The organism is Sabulicella rubraurantiaca, from assembly GCF_017355885.1.
In the GTDB taxonomy this organism is placed as follows: domain Bacteria; phylum Pseudomonadota; class Alphaproteobacteria; order Acetobacterales; family Acetobacteraceae; genus Roseococcus; species Roseococcus rubraurantiacus.
In genome coordinates this window covers 36,661-56,064 of sequence record NZ_JAFEUU010000021.1, presented here as the reverse complement: position 1 = coordinate 56,064, position 19,404 = coordinate 36,661, and the positions used below count along the sequence as shown (strand labels likewise).

General features: G+C 68.1%; 19 protein-coding genes. 6 read left to right on the top strand and 13 right to left on the bottom strand.

The features are described from left to right. Positions 1–146 precede the first annotated feature (146 nt). The 12 genes from JTJ31_RS22015 to JTJ31_RS21960 form a co-directional block, all read right to left on the bottom strand. Positions 147–1,085, bottom strand: coding sequence for a diguanylate cyclase (locus JTJ31_RS22015; protein ID WP_207540902.1), 939 nt, complete (start codon positions 1,083–1,085; stop codon positions 147–149). Beyond that, the gene (locus JTJ31_RS22010; protein WP_207540901.1) at positions 1,082–3,940 is read right to left on the bottom strand and encodes a response regulator; all 2,859 of its coding nucleotides are present in this window, start codon (positions 3,938–3,940) and stop codon (positions 1,082–1,084) included. Before JTJ31_RS22010 ends, JTJ31_RS22015 begins: the two co-directional genes overlap by 4 nt. Further along, entirely contained in the window at positions 3,940–4,311 is a 372-nt protein-coding gene (locus JTJ31_RS22005; RefSeq protein WP_207540900.1) for a hypothetical protein, read from the bottom strand. The genes JTJ31_RS22010 and JTJ31_RS22005 overlap by 1 nt, the downstream gene beginning before the upstream one ends. A gap of 285 nt (positions 4,312–4,596) precedes the next feature. Then, positions 4,597–5,595, bottom strand: a complete 999-nt coding sequence (locus JTJ31_RS22000) for a Bug family tripartite tricarboxylate transporter substrate binding protein (RefSeq protein WP_207540899.1) — start codon at positions 5,593–5,595, stop codon at positions 4,597–4,599. Between the two features lie 92 nt (positions 5,596–5,687). Beyond that, a complete protein-coding gene (locus JTJ31_RS21995; protein ID WP_207540898.1) occupies positions 5,688–6,950 on the bottom strand; it encodes an aminopeptidase in 1,263 nt (420 codons plus the stop codon). A 76-nt stretch (positions 6,951–7,026) separates the two neighbouring features. Further along, a complete protein-coding gene (locus JTJ31_RS21990) occupies positions 7,027–7,416 on the bottom strand; it encodes a c-type cytochrome (RefSeq protein WP_236020529.1) in 390 nt (129 codons plus the stop codon). A 13-nt stretch (positions 7,417–7,429) separates the two neighbouring features. Further along, complete coding sequence (locus JTJ31_RS21985) at positions 7,430–8,338, bottom strand: cytochrome c oxidase assembly protein (protein WP_207540897.1); 909 nt, start codon at positions 8,336–8,338, stop codon at positions 7,430–7,432. Then, entirely contained in the window at positions 8,326–8,649 is a 324-nt protein-coding gene (locus tag JTJ31_RS21980; RefSeq protein ID WP_207540896.1) for a hypothetical protein, read from the bottom strand. The genes JTJ31_RS21985 and JTJ31_RS21980 overlap by 13 nt, the downstream gene beginning before the upstream one ends. Then, positions 8,649–9,308: a cytochrome c oxidase subunit 3 gene (locus JTJ31_RS21975; RefSeq protein ID WP_207540895.1), complete on the bottom strand. Its 660-nt coding sequence runs from the start codon at positions 9,306–9,308 to the stop codon at positions 8,649–8,651. The genes JTJ31_RS21980 and JTJ31_RS21975 overlap by 1 nt, the downstream gene beginning before the upstream one ends. After that, positions 9,305–11,209 (bottom strand): cbb3-type cytochrome c oxidase subunit I, encoded by a 1,905-nt coding sequence (locus tag JTJ31_RS21970; RefSeq protein ID WP_207540894.1) that lies wholly within the window; start codon positions 11,207–11,209, stop codon positions 9,305–9,307. Before JTJ31_RS21970 ends, JTJ31_RS21975 begins: the two co-directional genes overlap by 4 nt. Next, positions 11,197–12,189 carry a cytochrome c oxidase subunit II gene (gene coxB / locus JTJ31_RS21965; RefSeq protein WP_207540893.1) on the bottom strand — a complete coding sequence of 331 codons (993 nt, stop codon included), beginning with the start codon at positions 12,187–12,189 and terminating at the stop codon, positions 11,197–11,199. Before coxB ends, JTJ31_RS21970 begins: the two co-directional genes overlap by 13 nt. Before the next feature lie 14 nt (positions 12,190–12,203). After that, positions 12,204–12,665 (bottom strand): hypothetical protein, encoded by a 462-nt coding sequence (locus JTJ31_RS21960; protein WP_207540892.1) that lies wholly within the window; start codon positions 12,663–12,665, stop codon positions 12,204–12,206. 296 nt (positions 12,666–12,961) lie between these two features. Between JTJ31_RS21960 and JTJ31_RS21955 the strand changes: the two genes are divergently transcribed. Further along, positions 12,962–13,483, top strand: a complete 522-nt coding sequence (locus JTJ31_RS21955; RefSeq protein ID WP_207540891.1) for a hypothetical protein — start codon at positions 12,962–12,964, stop codon at positions 13,481–13,483. 116 nt (positions 13,484–13,599) lie between these two features. On the opposite strand, the gene JTJ31_RS21950 is transcribed toward JTJ31_RS21955, so the two are convergent. Further along, the gene (locus JTJ31_RS21950) at positions 13,600–15,171 is read right to left on the bottom strand and encodes a winged helix-turn-helix domain-containing protein (protein WP_207540890.1); all 1,572 of its coding nucleotides are present in this window, start codon (positions 15,169–15,171) and stop codon (positions 13,600–13,602) included. Positions 15,172–15,343: 172 nt separating this feature from the next. Here JTJ31_RS21950 and JTJ31_RS21945 point away from each other — a divergent pair, with 172 nt between their 5' ends. The 5 genes from JTJ31_RS21945 (at position 15,344) to JTJ31_RS21925 (ending at position 19,369) form a co-directional block, all read left to right on the top strand. Then, positions 15,344–15,772 carry a hypothetical protein gene (locus tag JTJ31_RS21945; RefSeq protein ID WP_207540889.1) on the top strand — a complete coding sequence of 143 codons (429 nt, stop codon included), beginning with the start codon at positions 15,344–15,346 and terminating at the stop codon, positions 15,770–15,772. Continuing rightward, a complete protein-coding gene (locus tag JTJ31_RS21940) occupies positions 15,769–15,927 on the top strand; it encodes a hypothetical protein (RefSeq protein WP_207540888.1) in 159 nt (52 codons plus the stop codon). The genes JTJ31_RS21945 and JTJ31_RS21940 overlap by 4 nt, the downstream gene beginning before the upstream one ends. A 282-nt stretch (positions 15,928–16,209) precedes the next feature. Next, positions 16,210–16,641: a DUF6525 family protein gene (locus JTJ31_RS21935; RefSeq protein WP_207540887.1), complete on the top strand. Its 432-nt coding sequence runs from the start codon at positions 16,210–16,212 to the stop codon at positions 16,639–16,641. Positions 16,642–16,874: 233 nt separating this feature from the next. Next, the gene (locus JTJ31_RS21930) at positions 16,875–18,077 is read left to right on the top strand and encodes an MFS transporter (RefSeq protein ID WP_207540886.1); all 1,203 of its coding nucleotides are present in this window, start codon (positions 16,875–16,877) and stop codon (positions 18,075–18,077) included. After that, on the top strand, positions 18,074–19,369 hold the full coding sequence (locus JTJ31_RS21925; protein ID WP_207540885.1) for a protease: 1,296 nt from the start codon (positions 18,074–18,076) through the stop codon (positions 19,367–19,369). The genes JTJ31_RS21930 and JTJ31_RS21925 overlap by 4 nt, the downstream gene beginning before the upstream one ends. Positions 19,370–19,404: the final 35 nt, after the last annotated feature.

Below are 19,404 nucleotides of genomic sequence, written 5' to 3'. Positions count from 1 at the left end.
CCAGCACCTCGCGCCGGATCGGCAGCCCCTTCTCGAACAGCGCGTCGTCCTCGCCTTGCATCGCTCTCTCCCTCTTTCCTGACCGCAGTGCCGCACGGTCGCCCGCACACATCATCGGGTCAAGGCAAGCAGAGGGGCAAAGCGTCCTAAGCCGCGTGCAGCTCCCGCAACTCCTCCTGCCTGAAGATGCGGCCCGCGACGCCGTTCCGTCCCGCCTTTTTGGCGATGTAAAGCTGCTCGTCGGCGGCCTTGACCCAGCTCATGGGATCGGCGCCGTTGAAGCAGGTTGCCGTCGCCACGCCGACGCTGACGGTCACATGCGGCGCGGCATCCGACTCGCTGTGCGGAATTCCGAGGGCCCGCACCCGCTCGCGGATGTTGCTCGCAATCTCCATGGCTTCGTCATGGCTCGTCTCGGGCAGAAGGCAGGCGAATTCCTCGCCGCCATAGCGGACCGCCAGATCGGCGGCCCGACGAACGGCGCGGGCCAGCGCGGCACCGACCATCGCGATGCAACGGTCGCCGGCCGTGTGGCCATAGCTGTCGTTGAAGCGCTTGAAGAAATCAATGTCGAGGATGAGGACCGACAGATTTGCCCCGGTGCGCGCCAGGCGCATGACCTCCTGGTTCAGGATGGTCTCCAGCTTGCGCCGGTTACCCAGCCCGGTGAGCGCATCGGTGACCGCGAGGGCCGCCAGCTGGTCGCGCATCTGCTTCATCTCGAGATGATTGCGGACCCGGGCCTGGACGATGACCGGTGAGATGGGCTTGGTGACGTAGTCGATCGCCCCGATCTCCAGCCCCCTTACCTCGGCGTCCTGGTCGCCCAGCGCCGTCGTGAAGATGACCGGAATGTCCGCCAGCAGCGGGTCGGACTTGATTCGCCGGCAGACCTCATAGCCGTCCATGTCGGGCATCATCACGTCGAGCAGCACCAGATCGGGGGAGATGCTGCGCGCGACCTCCAGCGCCTCCTGCCCCGACGTGGCGAAGCAGATCTCATGCTGCTCCTCCAGCGCCGCGCTCAGGATCTCGATGTTCGAGACCTCGTCGTCAACGATCAGTACCACCGCACGCTTGTTCATTGAGCGAGCTCCCCTTGGACCGTCGACACGGCCATCGTTTCATCCAGCAACATCGCAGCCCCGGCGAAATCGAGCGCGGCCACCGCCGCTTCCACCGGAATGAGCTGATGCGCCTCGGCCGTCTCGCCGAGCGCCGCCTTCAGCGCGGCCAGGGTGGCGCGCGCCCGCAGGCTGCGCCGCGTCAGCTGCTCCCGGAGCTCGGCGAGCTGCGGGCCCACGGAGGTATAGTCCAGCTGCTCCCGCTCCTTCTGGGACAGGGCCTTGCGGCTCCCCGCAGACTTCGCCGAGAGGGACCGCGCGGCGGCGACGGCAGGCGTCATCGCCGCTTCGACACGGCCAAGCAGCCTGTCCAGCTCCCCATGCTCCTGCCGGACGAGCGCATCCTCGAGCTGTCGCGCGGTCTCGAAGACCTCGCGCGCTTCCAGGGAGCCCGCCACGCCCTTGAGCGTGTGGGCGAGCCGCCGCGCATCCTCCGACGCGCCCTCGGAAAGCTGCCGGCGAAGCTCCGCGGCGACGTCGGCGAACTTCTCACCGAAATCGACGATAAGCTTGCGCAGCAGCTTGCGCTTCCCATTCACCCTGGCCAGCGCCCGATGAAGGTCGAAGGGCGGCAGGGTCTCGGGCAGTTCCTCCGCCGGAATGGCGATCTCCGCTGCAGCAGGCACTTCCCCTGATTTGAGCGGGTTGGCAGGCGGCTTCAGCCAGCGGTTCAGCGCTGCCACCAGCAGCCCGGGGTCGATCGGCTTGGCGAGATGGTCGTTCATGCCGGCTTCGAAGCAGCGCTGCCGCTCCTGCTCATAGGCATGGGCCGTCATGGCGAGGATGGGGAGGCGGTCGGCCGCCCAGAACTCCCGGATGCGGCGCGTCGCCTCAATGCCATCCATCTCGGGCATCTGCACGTCCATCAGGACGCCATCATAGGCGGCACCGGAATTGGCGAGCACCTTCTCGCACGCGATGCGGCCATTCTCCGCCACGTCGACGACGAGGCCCGCGTCGTGAAGGATTTCCAGCGCGACCTCGCGGTTGATTTCGCTATCCTCGACGAGCAGCACGCGGGCACCGCGGAGCCTGGGCTCCACCATGGGCAGAGCGTCGGCGGACGCCTCCTTTGGCAGGGTGGGCTGGGCAAGCCCGCTGGCAAGGTTGGCGATCGTGTCGAGCAGCATGCCGGCATCCACCGGCTTGACGAGGAAGGCGGCAACACCCGAGGCATCCGCCTCCATCATCGCTTCCTCGCGGGCATAGGCGCTGACCATCAGCACGGTCGGCAGCTTCGCCAGCTTGGTGCTTTGCCGGATCTGGCGCGTGGCCTCCAATCCATCCAGGCCGGGCATCTTCCAGTCCATCAGCACGATGTCGTAAGGGGCGCCCTTGGCGGCGGCGTCATGCAGCGCGCTCAAGGCTTCCGCGGCCGATGCGGCGAGATCGGCATGCATGGACCAGGATGCGAAGATTTCCTGGAGGATCTCCCGCGAGGCGGCGTTGTCGTCCACCACCATCACCCGCAGGCGCTTCATTTCCTCCGAGGGAGTCCTCACCGGTGCGCCGCGGGCCTCGCCCACCCCCATCCGGACATTGAAGCGGAAGGTGCTGCCCTTCCCGGGCGCGCTCTCGACCTCGATCGCCCCGCCCATCAAGCCGACGAGCTGATGGCTGATGGCAAGCCCCAAGCCCGTTCCCCCGAAGCGGCGCGTCGTGGAGCTGTCGGCCTGGGAGAAGGAGCGGAACAGATTCGCCTGCTGCTCCTGCGACATGCCGATGCCGCTGTCCCGGACGGAGACCTGAAGTACCACCTCGCCCCCTTGCCGCTCCGCGAGGCGCAGATCGGCGACCACCTCGCCGCGCTCGGTGAACTTGACGGCATTGCTGACCAGGTTGAGCAGCACTTGGTTGAAGCGCATCGAGTCCCCGACCAGGACGCAGGGAAGCTCCGGGTCCACGTCCAGGCGGAGGTTGATTCCCTTTTCGAGCGCCTTCACGGCGACGATGCTCGACACGCCATCAAGAGATGCCCGCAGGTTGAAGGGCTCGTGCTCGAGGGTGAGCTTGCCGGCCTCGATCTTGGAGAAGTCGAGGATGTCGTTGATCAGGCCGAGCAGTGCACTGCTGGCGGACTTGATCTTGAGGACGTAGTCCCTCTGCTTGGGCGCCAGGTCGGTCCGGAGCGCGAGGTGGCTGAAGCCGAGAATAGCATTCATCGGCGTGCGGATCTCGTGGCTCATATTGGCCAGGAAGAGGCTCTTGGCCGCGTTCGCCGCCCTCGCCTCCTCGGTCCGCTCCTCCACACGGCGCTCGAGCGTCTCGTTGCTTTGCCGGATCACGTCGCCCATCGCCTCGATGCGCTGGAAGCTCGACACCAGGGTGTTGCAGAACCAGACCAGGACGGCGCTCTGCAGGATGACGATTACGGCGTGGAGGATGACGCGCTCCAGATCCGTGCCGTTCGGGAACACCGCCAGCGGGAAAGCGAAGTTCAGCGTCAGGTGATGCAGGGCGACGGAAGCCGCGCCGATCAGGATGGCACGCCAGTCGCACCAGCCGATCAACAGCGCCAGGCTGGCGAAGAAGTACATGTGCATGTCCATCTGCCAAGCATTCCCTGCCAGCAGGTAGACCAGCAGGGCCGGCTGAGCCATCAGCGCGACCGCCGAGAGGTAGCGCGTGACAGGCGCTGGCCCCCGCGCCCACCAGGAGAGGTGGAGGATGCCCGCGAGCGCGGCGACGAACACCACGGGTGGCACGGGGGACCGGCCCATCGCATGGGCCACTGCCCCCATCAGGGGGATATGCAGCCACAGGAACAGGACGAGGAAGCGGGCGAAGCGCGTCCGCAGGCTTTCAAGTTCGAGCACTAGACGTCGCCTCTCTCTCGGATGTTGGAGGGTCTCGCTGGCAGGCCAGAACAGCCGCGGGCGGAAGAAAGGTCGAGCACGAGCCAGGCCCCCGACCGATAAAGGGCACTCACAAAGGAGGGATCGTCAGACTGCACCGTCACGAAATTGGGAAGGTTGCCCGTGGCAACGACCAAGCCCCCGGCTGCGCCCACCCGTTCCGTCGACTGGAGGAGGTCCTGCCAGGGCGGGAAAACAGCGACGAAGCGGGTCTGCCCCGCCTGTGGGAGCGCGCCGACGAGAAGCGCACCCAAGAGGGTGAACAGCAGAAGGCCGCCTGCCGCCAGCAGGTCCTTCCCGGCACCGAGATCTCGTGGGTAACGTGCTGACATGGGCAAAGCCGTGTTGGGACCTTTTGGCTGACCGATCACGAGTTGGAATTGCGTGCCGCACGCCTGACGCCGCCGAATTGGCCAACTCAACGGGGTATAGACTACCTCCCCGCGAGTTCATGCGGTATCAGCGATTCAACGGATTGACCTTCTGGGACTTTTCACGTGGATGCTCCATGCGCAGCTGCATGAGAGCCGCCTGGGCACAGCCACCGCCCAGGCTTTCGAAACGAATACGCGCCCCCGTCCCAGATGTGCCGAGGTCGCGTCCCAGTGCGGCGGCCGTCACTCCACCCTGGCGCCGGATGCGCGAATGAGCGGCGCGAAGGCGGCCTCGTTCGCTGCCCGGAAGCGCGCGAATTCCTCCGGCGTCGTATACCAGGTCGAAGCCCCGTTCTCCTCGAAGCGGCGCTTCAGGTCGGGGCTTTCGAGCGACTGCTTGGTCAGGGCGTTGATCCGCTCGACCAACGCGGGCGCCATCCCGGCCGGACCCATCACGCCGCCCCAGGAGGTGATCTCGAAATCCGGCAGGAACTCCGCCATCGCCGGCAGGTCCGGGGCCTGCGGGCTGCGCTGGCGGCCCGTCACCGCCAGGGCGCGGACCTTGCCTTCCCGCGCCAAGGCCAGCCCCTGCGGGATGTTGTCGAAGATCATGTGCACGCGTCCCCCTTGGAGGTCCACATGCGCCGGGGCCCCGCCGCGATAGGGCACGTGCAGGATGTCCAGCCCCGCCATGGAACGGAACATCTCGCCGGACAGGTGCACCGTCGTGCCTGAGCCAGAGGAGGCATAGGCGTAGCGGCCCGGATTGGCGCGGAGCAGGGCGATCAACTCGGGCACGCTGCGCGCGGGCACGTCGTTGTTGATCACCAGCAGATTGGGCAGCTGCCAAAGCCCGGAGATCAGGCTGAAATCGCGCGCGGCGTTGAAGGGCAGGCGCCCGTAGAGCGTCGGCGAAATGGCGAGAGGCGCGACGCTGGCCAGGCCGATGGCGGTGCCATCCGCCGGGGCGTTGGCGATGACCTCGGTGCCGATATTGCCGCCGGAGCCGGAGCGGTTCTCGACCACGAATTGCTGCCCCGTGATCTCGCTCATCTTGATGCACCAGAGGCGGGACAGGATGTCGGTGCCACCGCCAGGCGGGAAGATGCCGATGAAGCGGACCGCTCCCGTGGGCCATTGAGTCTGGGCCGTGGCGATGGCCGGCAAGGCCAAGGTCGCCAGCCCTAGGCCCAAGGCCACGCGGCGCGTTCCGCCGATCGCGGCCCGATAGTCTTCCGTCATGTTTCCTCCCTGGCCCCGCGTTGCGGCGCAGCCAGGCGGAATGAACCGGTCCCGGTCCAGGGGCCGTCAAGGAAAATCGAACCCGTGCCGGGTCAGCGGGCCGTGTCCGCCCATTCCCCCGCGCGCATGAGCGGCTCGGCCCCGCCCTGCGCGTCGATCCCGTCCACGTCGATCTCCGCGGAGCCGATCATCCAGTCCACATGGATCAGGCTGCGATTGCCGCCGCGCTTGTCGAAATCCTCCTCGCTGAGCGTGTCGCCATCCACGAAGCACTTCTTGTAGGCCTGGCCGAGGGCGATATGGCTCGCCGCGTTCTCGTCGAAGAGGGTGTTCAGGAACAGCAGCCCGCTGCGCGAGATGGGCGAGGAAGCCGGAACCAGCGCCACCTCGCCCAGGCGCCGGGCGCCCTCGTCGGTGCTGATCATCCGCTCAAGGATCCCCTGGCCCGTGCTGGCCTTCGCCTCGACGATGACACCTCCCTCGAAGCGGACGCGGATGTCGCGGATCAGCGTGCCCTGGTAGGAGAGCGGCTTCGTCGCCACGACATACCCCTGCGTGCGGGCGGCATGCGGCGTCGTGAACACCTCCTCCGTCGGGATGTTGGGATTGCCGGTGACGCCGTTCTGCGCGACGGAGGTGCCGCCCATCCAGGCATGCCCATCCGCCAAGCCGACCGTCAGGTCTGTGCCGGGGCCGCGGAAGCGCAGCGCGGCATAGCGGCGCGCGGTCAGCATCCGGCGACGCGCCAGCAGAATGGCATTGTGACTGGCCCAGGCCGCGACGGGATCGGCGGCATCGGCGCGGGTCGCTGCGAAGATCGCGGACCAGAGCCGCGCCTCCGCTTCCTGCGGGGGCAGGTTAGGGAACATCGCCTGTGCCCAGGCGGGGGCGGCGTAGGGAACCAAGGTCCAGTTGATCGCCGAGGCGGTGATGAGGTCGAGCGCCGGGCGATAGGCCTTGGCCCGCGCGCGGTTCGCCCGCGCCACGCGCTCCGCGTCCTGCCCCACCAGGAGGCTCGGATCCTCGCCCACGATGGCAAGACGCGCCGCGCCGCGACGGAAGGCTTCCGCCATCCCCTCGAAGAGCCAAGCCGGCGCGTGGTCGAAGCTTTCCTCGGATCCGTGCTGGAAACGGGACAGGGTCTGCCGGTCGTCCGAAAGCAGCGTCGTCACCACCGTGGCCCCGGCCTGGTAGGCCGCGTCGGTAATCCGGCGCGCCAGGGGCAGCGCCTCCACCGATGCGGTCATCACGAGTTCCTGACCGGGCTGGAGGTTCAACCCGACGCGGACCGTGATGTCGGCGAGGCGGGCAAGCATGTCCTCATGGGACAGGGAGGCTGAGGCGATCTGGTCCATCGGGCGCTCGCGATGTGGAAGGATGTCGGCACGACACTAGGCCTTGTCGCCGCCCGAGCCAAACGCGTGCCCGGCATCACTGCGATGTGGGCTTCAAACTGTAGAGATAGGCCGCCATGTCGCGCGCATCCCGCTCTTCGACGCCAAGATCGGGCATGGCGGTTTGCGGGTCGACCGCACGCGGCTCCCGGATCCAGCGGATGAGTTGTGCGGGCTCGTTGGGAAGCCGCCCTGCCAAGTAGGTGCGGCCGGAAAGCCCGGCGAGGGAGGGCCCCACCCTGCCGCGCGCAGCGGCGACACCGGAAATGCGATGGCAGCCCCCGCAGCCAAAGCGGATCAGCGCGGCGTGGCCGGCCTCCGGGTTTCCGCCCGTCTCCTCGGTGGCAAAGCTTCGTTGCCGCTCCTGATGCTGCCACAACACGGTCCCGATCGCGGTGGCGGCGGCGAGCACCGACAGCCCGAGCAAGAGAAGGATCCATCTAAGACTGGCGGGCATGGGGCACGTCCAGGGAAAGCCGGAAGGCGCCCGCGAGAAGCGCGAGCGCCGCAGCGGCATGGAGCAATCCTCCAGGCACCCACATCAGCAACCCGGCGAGTTGCTGGTCCTCCGCGGGCGAGAGGCCGAGCGGCGTCAGGCCCAGCCGAGCGTAGCCGGCGTACCAGGGACTCTCCGAGATCGCCATCAAGGCGCCGAGCGCACCGGAGACCAGGGAGGTGGCGAAGAGGCACAAGGCCGCGAGACAGCGCCCGGCCAGGGTGCGCGGGCAGCGGTCGATCATCGCGACCCAGAAGGCGAGCGCACTCAGGAAAAAGGACATGTGCTGCGCGACATGCCAGGCCGGGATGTCGAGCGCCCGCTCGAAAAGCTGCGGCGCGTGCCACAGCCACAGCACCGCCGATTGCAGCAGAGTCGCGGCGACCGGATGGGTCAGGCCACGCCCGAGATGCACCAGGACCGGTGCGTGCAGCAGTCGCGCGAGGCCGGGCCGCGCCGCCTCGGGCAGGCCCCAGATCAAAAAGGCAAGCGGCCGCCCGAGCACGAGCAGCGGGGCCGACCACAGCATGAGGATCTCGTGCTGGAGCATGTGGGCGGAGAAGGAGAGATGCCCGGCTGCCGCCATCGGCGACACCAGGGCGAGGACGAGCCCCGCCCAGCCCAGCGCCAGCAGGCCCGCGCGGCGCCGGAGGGTAGCCGTGCCGTGAACAGTGCGCCGCGCGAGGCGCATCCAGCCGAGGCCCAGCAGCAAGCCCCCGACCACCAGCGGGACAGTCGTCCAGGCATCGAAGCTCCAGCCAAGTCCCTCGTCAGGAGCGGCGCCCGCATGAGCCGCTGCGGCGCCTGCCCAGAGCAGGATCGCGCCGCCGAGGAAGGAGGCTAGCGCCAGCATGGCGGCTCGATGAAGGTGGCCACGGCCTGGAGCAGGATCGCCAGCGCGAAGATGCCCGCCCCGCCTATGGCAAGCCAAGCCAGGAAGCGCGGCATCTCTCCCTTTCGACCTTCTGCCGCCACCGGCCAGCCGAGCCAGGCCGCGGCCGCGCAGAACAGCAGCGCGAGGAGGCCCGCAGCGGGGCCGACCGGTAGACCGCCGGTGGAGCAATCCAGCTGCTGCGTCAGGCCCATCCCCTGCTGGTAGAAGAACCAGGCCAGCGGCGGGAGGACGAGGGCGGTTCCGACCGCCTTGCGTGACCGGCCACCCATCACGAGCCCCCCCAGAACCGGGGCATCCAATAGACCAGCCCCCAGATCGGCAGCCAAGTGAGCACCACGAAATCCCAGTAGAGGCAGTTATCCGACGCGCCGCTGAATTGCTTGTCCTCGATCTCCTTGCGGAAGAGCCATTCGGTCTGCACCGCGGTATCGGCCACATCGGTGATGAGGTGGCTCGTGTGCAGCACCATCAGCAGCCAGATGGTCGAGCCATAGGCGTTATCGCTCCAGCGCACATTCAGGTGCATCAATTCGAGCGCGCGCACGCCGATCAGCACGACGCCGACTGCGGTGATCAGAACCATGCCGAGGCGCAAGCCGGCCAGGTCGTGCGCCCAGGCCTTGCGGTCCACCCACCGGTTCAACACTTCGCTGGCAAGGAGCAGGATCGTAAAGGCGATGCCGAATGATAGGTCCGGTGGGGCGGTGCCGGAAGGCGGCCATCCCTTGCCTTGGGAAGCCAGGTAGAGGGCAGCGGCGCCGCAAAGCGCGAAGCCCATCCCCTCGATCATCATGAAGGCGACCACGCCCCAGACGTTGAGGTTGGCGGCGCCGATCACGTTGTCCGGCAGGGAAGAAAGGCTGCCGACGACGCGGAGCGGCCGAAGCTTGCCGGAAGCCTGGTCATGCGGCTGGCTGCTCTCGCTCACCTCGGCTCCTCCTTGACAGGGCGCGGCCAGAACCAGCCGATCAGCGCCACAGCGACCGGGATGCTCCCCCAGACCAACGCCCAGGGCGTGAAGATGCTGCCCACGAACAAGATCCCGGTCGCGATGGCGGATAGCAGGGGCCAGATGGATGGGCCCGGGCTGTACTGCCGGTATTCCGGCACAGCCTCGCCCGGCGAGGTGATGAGGACCTCGCGCCGTTTCAGCGAAAGCCCGGTCATCACCGCCTGGGCATGCTCCTGCCGCCATAGCGGCGTGCGGCTTTCCACCACCGGGGTTGCCGGAAAATTATGCGGCGGCGGCGGCGAGGCGCAGTCCCATTCGAGGGTGGAGCCACCCCAGGGATCGGCACCGGCCCGGCGTCCACCCCGCAGGCTGAACAACGCATTGGCGACCAGGATGCTGGCACCCGCGGACGCGATGAGCACGCCGCCGGAGGCGACAAGGTTCAGCGTCCCCCAGCCGGTCCATTCCTCGTAGGTGTAGATGCGCCGGGGCATGCCCATCAGCCCCAGGATGTGCATTGGAAAGAAGCCGATGTTGAAGCCGGCGAAGATCAGCCAGAAGCTGACCTTTCCCCACCATTCCGAGAGCATTCGCCCGGTGGCCTTCGGGTACCAGTAGGTGAGCGCGGCGAAGAGCGGGAACATCGCGCCACCGACCAGCACGTAGTGCAGATGCGCCACGACGAAGTAGGTGTCGGTGAGCTGAAGGTCGAGCGGGGCCGAGGCGGTCATCACGCCCGACAGCCCGCCCAGCACGAAGGTCACGATGAAGCCGATGATCCAGAGCAGCGGCGTGTCGTAGCGGGGGCGGCCGCTGCCGATCGTGGCGATCCAGCAGAAGATCTGCAGCCCCACCGGCAGCGCGATCGCCATGCTGGCCGCCGTGTAGAAACTGGCGCCGAGGCGTGGAAGCCCGACCGCGAACATGTGGTGCACCCAGAGGCCGAAGGCGAGCAGGCCGATGGAGATCAGGGCGAGGACCTGCACGGTGTATCCGAAGAGCGGCCGCCGCGAGAAGGTCTCGACGATGGCGGAGATGAAGCCAACGGCCGGGATGAAGATGATGTAGACCTCGGGATGCCCGAAGAACCAGAACAGGTGCTGGAACAGCAGCACATCCCCGCCAGCATTCGGGCTGAAGAACTGCGTGCCGACGAGGCGGTCGGCGATCAGCAGGCTGGTCGCCAGCATCACCGCCGGCAGCGCCAGCATCGTCATCAGCGAGGTGACCAGCATGGCCCAAAGGAAAAGCGGCATGCGCGCGAGGGTCATGCCCGGTGGCCGCAACTTCAGGATCGTCGCCACGACATTCACCGAGGCAGCGAGCGCGGCGACCTCGGTGAAGGTGATCATCTGTGCCCAGATGTCGGCGCGATGCCCCGGCGAATAGGTTGGGCCCGACAAGGGCGGGTACTCGAACCAGCCGAGGTCCGGCGTAACGTCGAGCGCATGCGGCACCCACAGCATCAACACGCCGCCCAGGTAGAGCCAGTAGCTGTAGGCGGCGAGCCTGGGATACGCCATGTTGCGCTGGCCCAGCATCAGCGGCACGAGCCAGAGAGCCATTGCCTCCATGACTGGCACCGAAACCAGGAAGAGCATGGTCGAGCCATGCAGGGAGAAGGCCTCGTTGTAGCGCTGCGGCCCCATCCGCTCCATGCCGGGCTGCGAAAGCTGCAACCGCATGTCCAACGCCAGGATGCCCGCGACGATGAGCAGCGCGAGCGTCGTCACGATGTAGCGGGCGGCGATACGCTTGTGGTCCACGGTGGTGAGGAAGCCCCACAAGCCTGGCTTGTCGCGCCAGATCGCTGCCACGCGCGCTTCCTCGCTGGCGAGTTCAGCCTGCTGCATGTCGGGCGCTTCTACTTGAGCCATTCGAGGTAGCGCGCCAGCGCATCGGCCTCTTGGGATGGAAGGACAACCGCGGGCATCAGCGTTCCGGGCTTGAGCGCCTCTGGATTAAGGAACCAGCCCTGGAGATTGCCGCGGTTCATGGGCAACGCACCGCCCGCGATGGACCGGCGCGTCCCGACATGGGTGAGGTCAGGCCCGGACCGCCCGTCGGCCGGCGTTCCCCGGACGACGTGGCAGGCGGCACAGGTGCCGTTGACGAAGAGATCCTGCCCACGCGCCAGCACCGGGTCGCTGGGCTGGGACGCAGACGCAGCCTGCGCCGCGAGCCAAGCCGAGAACTCCTCCGGCGGCGCCACGCGGACATCGAGCGCCATGAGCGTGTGCTGCAGACCGCAAAATTCTGCGCAGTTCCCGCGATACCAGCCGACGCGACGCGGCGTGATGTCGAGCAGGTTGGTGCGGCCCGGAATGACGTCCAGCTTGCCGCTCAGATTCGGGACCCAGAAGCTGTGGATGACATCCTCGGCGACGAGTTCCAGCCGGGCTGTCCGTCCAGCCGGGAGGTACAGCTCGTTCGCCGTTTCGATCCACTCGCCCGAGGCGGGGTCGCGATAGGCGACGCGCCACCACCATTGATGCGCGGTGATTCGGATGGAGAGCGCTTCATGCTCGCGGGCCGCGGCGAGCGAGCGATCCACCAGGAAGCTCGCCGTGGACAGGAGGATGAGGCCGGCAACAACCAGTCCGGCCCATGCGCCCAGGCCGATCCGTAAGGGACGCTGGCTCTCGTCCGGGCCCGGGGGAGCGGCGTCCCGCCGTCGGATCGTCCGCCACAGGGCCCAGGCCAGGAAGCCGAGGACGAGCGCGTACATGATGCCGCAGACCCAGAGCATCAGGTTGAGCAGGCCATGGAGATGCGCCGCCTGATCCCCAGCCGGGTCGAGCACGGAATGCGGGCCGTCGCACGCGCCGGGCAGGAGGATGGCAGCCAGAAGCGCCATGCATCGAAGAGGCCTCACTGGTTCCTCCGCTTCTCGTTCTGGAGGTCCAGACTTTGGCGATTGCGCATCGCTGGCGAGTTCTTTTCCAGATCCCGCACATAGGCGGTGAGCTGCCAGAGCGGCTCGACCGGCACGCGACGGGCGTAGTCCTCCGTGCCGGGTGGGTGGCGGCTGGTGATGGAGGCATAGACCTCATGAAACTCCCCGCCGCGCCGCCAGCGACCATCGGCGAGGTTGAGCGCTTCATCGGGATTCGTGTCCGAATGGCAGGAGCCGCAGCCATACCAGTTGAAGTATCGTCCGCCGCGCGCGACCTGAAACTTGTTGTCCTGGTAGTAGCTGATCCGCTCGTCATCAGCGCCCGTCGGCGGGGTGCGCGGCCGCTCGCGTTCGAGCGCACGATCCTCGTTGCCGCAGCCGCCGAGACATGCCGCGACCATCAGGACCGCACTGGCCAGCCTCAGGCCCTTGCCCACGCGTTCCCCCTTTCCTTCCAGCAACCGCGTCTCTGAATGTTGCCAACTCGGTTCGGTTTCGCAGGAATGCACAAACCCGATACGGCGCGAGGTGACCGAGGCTGTGCTCGTCAGGCGGACGGTGCCGCATCCTCCCTGCCTTGCCCTGAGTGCCGTTGACCCTTGCCGCTCCGCCTGGATATGGCGGGTTGTTTGAATGGAGCGAAACGTCAGTGCCTCGCCTTTTCCCTCTCAGCCTTGTTGTTGCCTTGGTCTCAGCCGTGCCGGCCGGCGCGCAGCAGCCGTCGCCGCCTGCCATGCCGACGCGCGATGTCGCGGTCCGCTACCAGGTGCCGAACGCGCCACCCACGACGGACAGCGTCGCTTGGCTCGTTTCTGAGGGGCGGGTCCGCACGGAGGGGCGCGCCCTTACCCAGCGCGTGGTGCACGTGATCGACACGCGGAGCGGCAACGTGACGGCGGTGCTCGATGCCGACCGCACCTATCATGACCTGGGGCGCATGGCCTCCACGATGATGCAGGATCACTCCTTCGCGCGTCCAGGCATCCGCCTCACCCGAGAGGGTTCGGACCGGGTCGCAGGCCATGCCTGCACGGTGTGGCGCGTTCAGGCCCAGGGCAGCGATCCGGGCGAGGTGCGTCGGGCCTGCATCACCGAGGATGGCGTGCCGCTGCGGCTGGTGGAGGGAACCGGCTCGGATGCCGAGACCCTGTATGAGGCGACTCAGGTCACCTACGGGCCTCAGGATCCGGCGCGCTTTCGCGTCCCGCAAGGATATCAGCCCCTCAACACCGGGGCGCCTGCACGTCGCCGCTGAAGCAGGCGCGGAGGGACGGCCCGCACCTCGCCTGCGTCCTCCCTGGTGGCGGACCGGGCGAGGCCTGGACCGGCGGCTGCCGATGTCTGTCCAAAGTCGTCCATTGATCGCCCGGCTCAGGCCAGTGATCGCGACGCCTCTTCGTTTGCCTGCTCCATCGCCGCGAAGTCCGCAGCCAGGGCAGCGTCCTTCGCCCGGTAGGCCGCGCCCTGCCGTTCCGGTGGCACTGGCGCCATCAGCGCCGGCTGCCGCGCATCCGCCAAGGGTGCCCGGCGCACGAACTCGGCGAAGCGCTCTGCGGCAGCGTCGAGTTGACCCGTGCGGTGGAGCGCAACCGCCAGCAGCCCATGTCCAAAAGCCCAGCCCGGGTGGCATTCGACCAGGGCGCGCAGAACTGGCACCGCCTCGGCCGCGCGCCCGGCATGCAACAGGGCGCGCCCCAAGCCCTGGAGCCAGGTCCAGCGCCCGGGATCCTGCGGCCCGCTGAGCTCGGCCAGGCGGAACCATTCCAGCGACGCTTCCGCCTCGCCGAGATAGAGGTGGCTGAGGCCGATCTCGCGGCAGGTGGGCGGGTCGCCGGGACAGCGTTCCAGCACCGCCTTGGCGGCGACGATCGCGTCGGCGAAGCGACCCTGGATGCGCAGCACCACCGCGCGGACCTGCAAGGCGCCGAGATGCCCCGGATGCGCGGCGAGCGCCTTGTTGGCCAGGACCTCTGCCCGCGCCACCCGCGCGGCGCGCTCCGCCGACGAGGTGTATCCGTTGGTGACCGCGGAAGCCTCGACCGTCGCCAGCCCCGCCAGCGCCTGGACGTTGCCGGGGTCGATGGTCAATGCCCGTTCATAGAGTTCGCGCGCGGCGGCCACTCCCTCGGCCGACATCCGGCTGGAGATCGCCATTCCCTGCGCCCGCAGCGACAGGGCCGTCGGGTCGGCCTGCGTGCCGGCGCCGATCCGCTGCGCCTCCGCCAGAACGGCCTGCAGCGCGACGAGGCGGGTGAGCCGCGCGACGATCACGTCCTGCGCGACCAGCAGGTTCGCGTCGCGCGGCTGGTCGAAGCGCTCGGCCCAGACGTGGAGGTCGGCGCGGGCGTCGATCAGCTGGGCATTGACTCGAATGCGGCTGTCATCCAGCGCGACGCTGCCTTCCAGCACGTAGCGCACCTGCAGCTCCTCGCCGATCTGCCGCGTGCTGGCGGCGCGGCCGCGATAGGCGCTGGCGCTGGTCCGTGACACGACGAGGCCGCCATATAATGCGCGGGACAGGTCGGTGGTCAGGCTGTCGGTCACGCCCTCGGCCAACGCCTCGGCCGCAGGGTCCACGCCGATGCTGAGGAAGCTCAGCACCGCCAGCGACAGGCGGACCGGCGCGGGCGCGGCCTGGACATCGCGCAGGGGCAGCCCGAAGCGGTAGCCGCGGCCGGGCACGTTGATCACCGCGTCGCGCGCATCGCCCAGGGCCCGCCGCACCGCGCCGATCTGCACGTGAAGATTGTTCTCCTCGACCGCGAGGCCGGGCCAGGCGAGCGACATCAGCTCGTCCTTGCTCAGCAGCCGGCCATTGCTGAGTGCCAGCGCCGCGAGGAGGTCGAAGGCGCGCGCGCCGATCTCGATCGGCACTCCGTCCGCGTGCAGGCTGCGCTGCCGCGGACACAGCACGAACCGACCGAAGACCAGTTCCTCGCTCACCGGTACAGGCCCTCCCTGCCGCCATGCTCGTCCCGGATGGGTCCAGCCTCAGCCCTGACCCTATTCGATGCATAGGATTTTAGTTTGTTTCAGACCAGCACCAAAGACTCCTTAGCCGGGAATGCGGCATCAGCGCCGCCTTGCCGGCCGCGAAGCCGGGTAGGAGACGGAAATGCCAACGAAAAACGGACTGGTTCAATGCTACCTGCTCGCCGCCGTGCTGGCCGGAAGCTGCGGGATGATGCTCGGAATCGGCATGGGAATCGCCCAGAACTTCCTGCTGACCCCGGTGCATGTCCACCTCAACCTCCTGGGCTGGGTGACCTTCGCCATCTATGGCCTGACCTACCACGCGCTGCCCGAAGCGGCGAAGCTTGGCTTGGCGCGGGTGCAGTTCTTGCTCGCGGTGCCTGGGCTGGTAGCGTTCTGCGGCGGGCTGACGGCCCTGCGCCTGGATTACCCGGTGGGCTTCCCCCTCACGGTGCTCGGTTCCTTCATGACGCTCGGCGGCATGCTGTGCTTCGGCGGGGTGCTGCTGCGCAGCTTCGCCCGGCCGCGCGCCGCCTCCCCGCAGGCTCTGCCGGCCGGGAGCGTCGCATGAGCCCCGCGACCGACTGCCCCTCCGCTCCCTGGCTGACCTGGTGCCGGCGCACCCTCGCCAGCCTGCGCAACCCGCAGCGCGAGCCGGAACCCGAGGCCGAGCCGCGCCGGCTGCCCTGGTATGGCCAGGTGGACCTACCGACCACGCACGGTTGACGAGGCGTGGCGTTGAGCCGGGCGGTGCTGCCCCCCCTGCACCGCTCGGCGAGCGCTGGATGCGCGGCTGCCATGACCGGCCGCGCAAGCCAGAACGGGGCGCGCCCTCCCCCCGAGCGCGCCCCGGCGCTTTCACGGAAGATGGCCGCCCACAATGCAGAGGGCCTGTTGCCGGACCAGCGCCAAAGTCGGGACCGCGACCACCTCCCACGCAGTGGCGGCATGCGTACTGAGCGCCGAGCGGCTGTTCTCCTGCTCCTTTCCCTCGGTTAGCAGACGGGCATGGACAACAGCACCTCCACCAAGCCCCGCAGCAAGCTGAAAGGCGACCCCTACCGGGCCTTCGAGGATCTGCCGGTCGAGGTGCGCCGGGCCCTGCAGGAAGCCCTGGTGGACTGGTGTCCCCTGCGCGCCCGGGAATGGCACCTCCACCTGCTATGCCAGGAGAGGCTGCGCCCGGCGCAGGCAGCGTCCTTCCTTGTCCAGACCATCCGCAGGCTGGATCACGCGGAAGTCGCAGCCTTCGCCAGGGCTTGGCCGAAAGGTGCCCAGGCCTATCCGCATCTTGCGGCCGGCGCGAGCCTCCAGCGCTATTCGGGGACGGAGGGCATCCCCGCAGCCCAGCCTGTTCACTTGGCCCCGGTGCAAGGGCGGACGAAGGCGAAGGCACGGACCAAGCCCAAGCGCGCAGCGGGCCGCCGCTCCCGGCGCTGAGGCGGAGCGGCGGCGAGCCCGGCTTGATCACCTTCTCTCTTTGGCGGCAGTGCTGGGGACGCCTTCCCGTTTCCTGCTACCGGAGCGAACTCACCCGGACCGGCCAACTGGTAGCCCGACCAGCATGAGAAGTAGAGCGCTAGCTTTCCACAACCAGAAAAGCTGGCATATTCACATAATGCAATCTTGGGTTTAAGATGAGATACCGCTACATCCATCTTTAGGCCGTGAGCATGAGCATTGAGGGCAGCCAGACCACCCAGCTCTCGATGCAGGGTCAGACCCACCGGATCAGCTTGCTGTCGCTCGCCGCGGTCATTGGTGCAGCCACCATATTCGGGCTGACCTACAGCCTCACCGCCCCGCTGGTCGCGCTCAACCTCGCGGAACGCGGGATGGGAGAGACGCTCATCGGCCTGAACGCCGCCATGCATGCGGTGGGCGTGCTGATGATCGCGCCTGCCCTGCCATGGCTGGCCGGCCGTCTCGGGGCGCAGCCGCTGATCCTCGCGGCACTGCTCATGACCGCCGCCCTGCTGCTGCTCTTTCCCGCGATCCCGATCGTCTGGATGTGGTTCCTCTTGCGGGTCGGATTGGGCGTCGGCGCGGAGATCCTGTTCGTACTGACGGAAAGCTGGGCGAACGACCTCAGCGACGATGCGACGCGCGGCAGGATCATGGCGACCTACACCGCCATGCTGTCGCTGGGCTTTGCCGGCGGGCCGCTGATCCTCTCGGTTACCGGGACGGAGGGCGTGCTCCCCTTCGCCGTGGGTGCGGGCGCAGCGCTGCTGGCCCTGCTGTTGGTCTCGGCTCCCGGCATCATCAAGCCGCCCATGCAGGCGCATGGCCAGGGCAGCCTGCTGCGCTTCATGCGCCTGGCACCCGTGGCGATGTCGACGACGGCACTGAACGCCGCCGTGGAGACGGCCGGGCTGTCCTTCATGGCGCTCTATGCCGTCCGCCTCGGCTGGGAGGAGCAGGCCGGCACGCAACTCATCACCACGCTGATGGTGGGGGCGATCCTGCTGCAGCTGCCGATCGGCTGGCTCTGCGACAAGATGGACCGCCGGAAGCTGATGATCTGGCTGGGTGTCCTGTGCACGCTCGGTGCCGTCGCCTGGCCCTTCATGCTGCGCACGCCCTGGGTGGCCTACCCTGCCCTCTTCCTCTGGGGTGGGCTGTTCGTCGGGATCTACACGACGATGCTGGCCATCGTCGGGTCGCGCTTCCGCGGCACGGAACTCGTCGGCGTCTATGCGGCGATGGGGCTTTTGTGGGGCGGCGGCGCGCTCATCGGCCCTAGCCTTACCGGCCTGGCCCTCGATGTGGCGCAACATGGCCTGCCGATCTTCGTTGCCCTGGCTTGCGGCAGCTTCACCCTGGCCCTGCTCCTCTCCCGAAGCCTCTCCAGCCGGCAGGAAGCGGCCGCATGATCCGCATCATGCTCCTGCTCCTGGGTCACGAGGTGATCCAGCGCCGCTGGGCCGTTCTGCTGGCGGCGGGTCTCGCTTGGCTCGGCCTGGGTGCCTTCATCCTCGTCGATGCCATCGATGGCTGGACCTTCATTCCACCCTATGCCTTCGGCTATTTCATCCTGCCCGAAGCGGCGCTCAGCCTACTGGCGGCGGCCGGCAGCAAGGGCGCGGCCCGGCGCCTCAGGCTCACAAAGGGCATTGCCCTGCTGGCCGCCGGGGCGCTGATCCTCAGCTCCTCGCCGCGCGCGAGCTTCATCCTGGCCCTGCTCCTCGCCCTAGGCTTTCTGGTGGATGGCGCGCTCCGCATCGCCAGCGCCCTCATCGTCCGCTTCCCCGGCTGGAAGGGCGCCCTTGGCGGGGGCATTCTCGAGATTGTCGTGGCCATCGCGACGCTCCAGCCATGGCCGACCTGGTATGCCGGCACTGTCGGCTTCAATGTCGGGCTGGTCATGGCGCTGAGCGGGATCGGCATCATCCACATCGCCTGGCGGATCCGCCGCATGCCGTCCGGCACGCCCGTCTCCGTCCTGCTCTCGCAGAATCCGCTGTCGCATGTCCTGCTGCCCCCGATTCAGCCCGATGCGGCCAGCAGGAGGGGCAGCCTGATCGTCCATGTTTGGACGCCCACCGGCACCGCCAGCGCCCCGCTGCATCAGCGCGCGGTCAGCCGCTACATCGCGGCGGTGGACAGCAACGGCACGATCTCGACCGGCCACGCCGCACTCGAACTGGCCCCGGACCTCTACATCAGCCACTACCCGGCGGTGGAAATCGACCGGTCGCGCAGCGATTTCGCAGCCCTGCTGCGCGCGACGAGCGACAACGATGTCCCGGGGCGTTTCCTGCCGAACCATGCGGAGGAGGTCACCGGATGGTGCCCTTCGACCGTGCAGGTGGCCTTCCAGGATTTCAACGCGGAACGCCTGCGCGCCTTCTGGGAGGTCTACCGGAAGGACCAGACCTACAACCTCACCAACCGCAACTGCTCCAGCGCCGTGGCGGGCGCGCTCGATGCAGCGCTCGAAGGCGTCTTCGTCTCGAAGCGCTGGCCGGTCATGTCGGTGCTCGGCGCCATCACCAATCCCGAACTCTGGGCGGCCGGGCTCATCCGTCAGCGCGCGGAAACCATGGCCTGGACGCCTGGTCTGGTGCTCGACTACGCCCGCGCCATGAGCGCGGTGATCCACCCGCCTGCCACGCTGTGGCGCCGCATCCTGCGCCAGAGAAGGACGGAGGCGTGTGGCGCCTGACGGCCGTTCCGAGGGTGTGTCTCGCTGCACCGCGA

Bases quoted from the DNA above. Each gene is read 5' to 3' on its own strand.
- JTJ31_RS21985 (WP_207540897.1), bottom strand. From the start codon at position 8,338: ATGCTGGCGCTAGCCTCCTTCCTCGGCGGCGCGATCCTGCTCTGGGCA.
- JTJ31_RS22015 (WP_207540902.1), bottom strand. From the start codon at position 1,085: ATGAACAAGCGTGCGGTGGTACTGATCGTTGACGACGAGGTCTCGAAC.
- JTJ31_RS21970 (WP_207540894.1), bottom strand. From the start codon at position 11,209: ATGGCTCAAGTAGAAGCGCCCGACATGCAGCAGGCTGAACTCGCCAGC.
- JTJ31_RS21980 (WP_207540896.1), bottom strand. From the start codon at position 8,649: ATGGGTGGCCGGTCACGCAAGGCGGTCGGAACCGCCCTCGTCCTCCCG.
- JTJ31_RS21940 (WP_207540888.1), top strand. From the start codon at position 15,769: ATGAGCCCCGCGACCGACTGCCCCTCCGCTCCCTGGCTGACCTGGTGC.
- JTJ31_RS22005 (WP_207540900.1), bottom strand. From the start codon at position 4,311: ATGTCAGCACGTTACCCACGAGATCTCGGTGCCGGGAAGGACCTGCTG.
- JTJ31_RS21935 (WP_207540887.1), top strand. From the start codon at position 16,210: ATGGACAACAGCACCTCCACCAAGCCCCGCAGCAAGCTGAAAGGCGAC.
- JTJ31_RS21925 (WP_207540885.1), top strand. From the start codon at position 18,074: ATGATCCGCATCATGCTCCTGCTCCTGGGTCACGAGGTGATCCAGCGC.
- coxB (WP_207540893.1), bottom strand. From the start codon at position 12,189: ATGGCGCTTCTGGCTGCCATCCTCCTGCCCGGCGCGTGCGACGGCCCG.
- JTJ31_RS22000 (WP_207540899.1), bottom strand. From the start codon at position 5,595: ATGACGGAAGACTATCGGGCCGCGATCGGCGGAACGCGCCGCGTGGCC.
- JTJ31_RS21955 (WP_207540891.1), top strand. From the start codon at position 12,962: ATGCCGACGCGCGATGTCGCGGTCCGCTACCAGGTGCCGAACGCGCCA.
- JTJ31_RS21930 (WP_207540886.1), top strand. From the start codon at position 16,875: ATGAGCATTGAGGGCAGCCAGACCACCCAGCTCTCGATGCAGGGTCAG.
- JTJ31_RS21945 (WP_207540889.1), top strand. From the start codon at position 15,344: ATGCCAACGAAAAACGGACTGGTTCAATGCTACCTGCTCGCCGCCGTG.
- JTJ31_RS21995 (WP_207540898.1), bottom strand. From the start codon at position 6,950: ATGGACCAGATCGCCTCAGCCTCCCTGTCCCATGAGGACATGCTTGCC.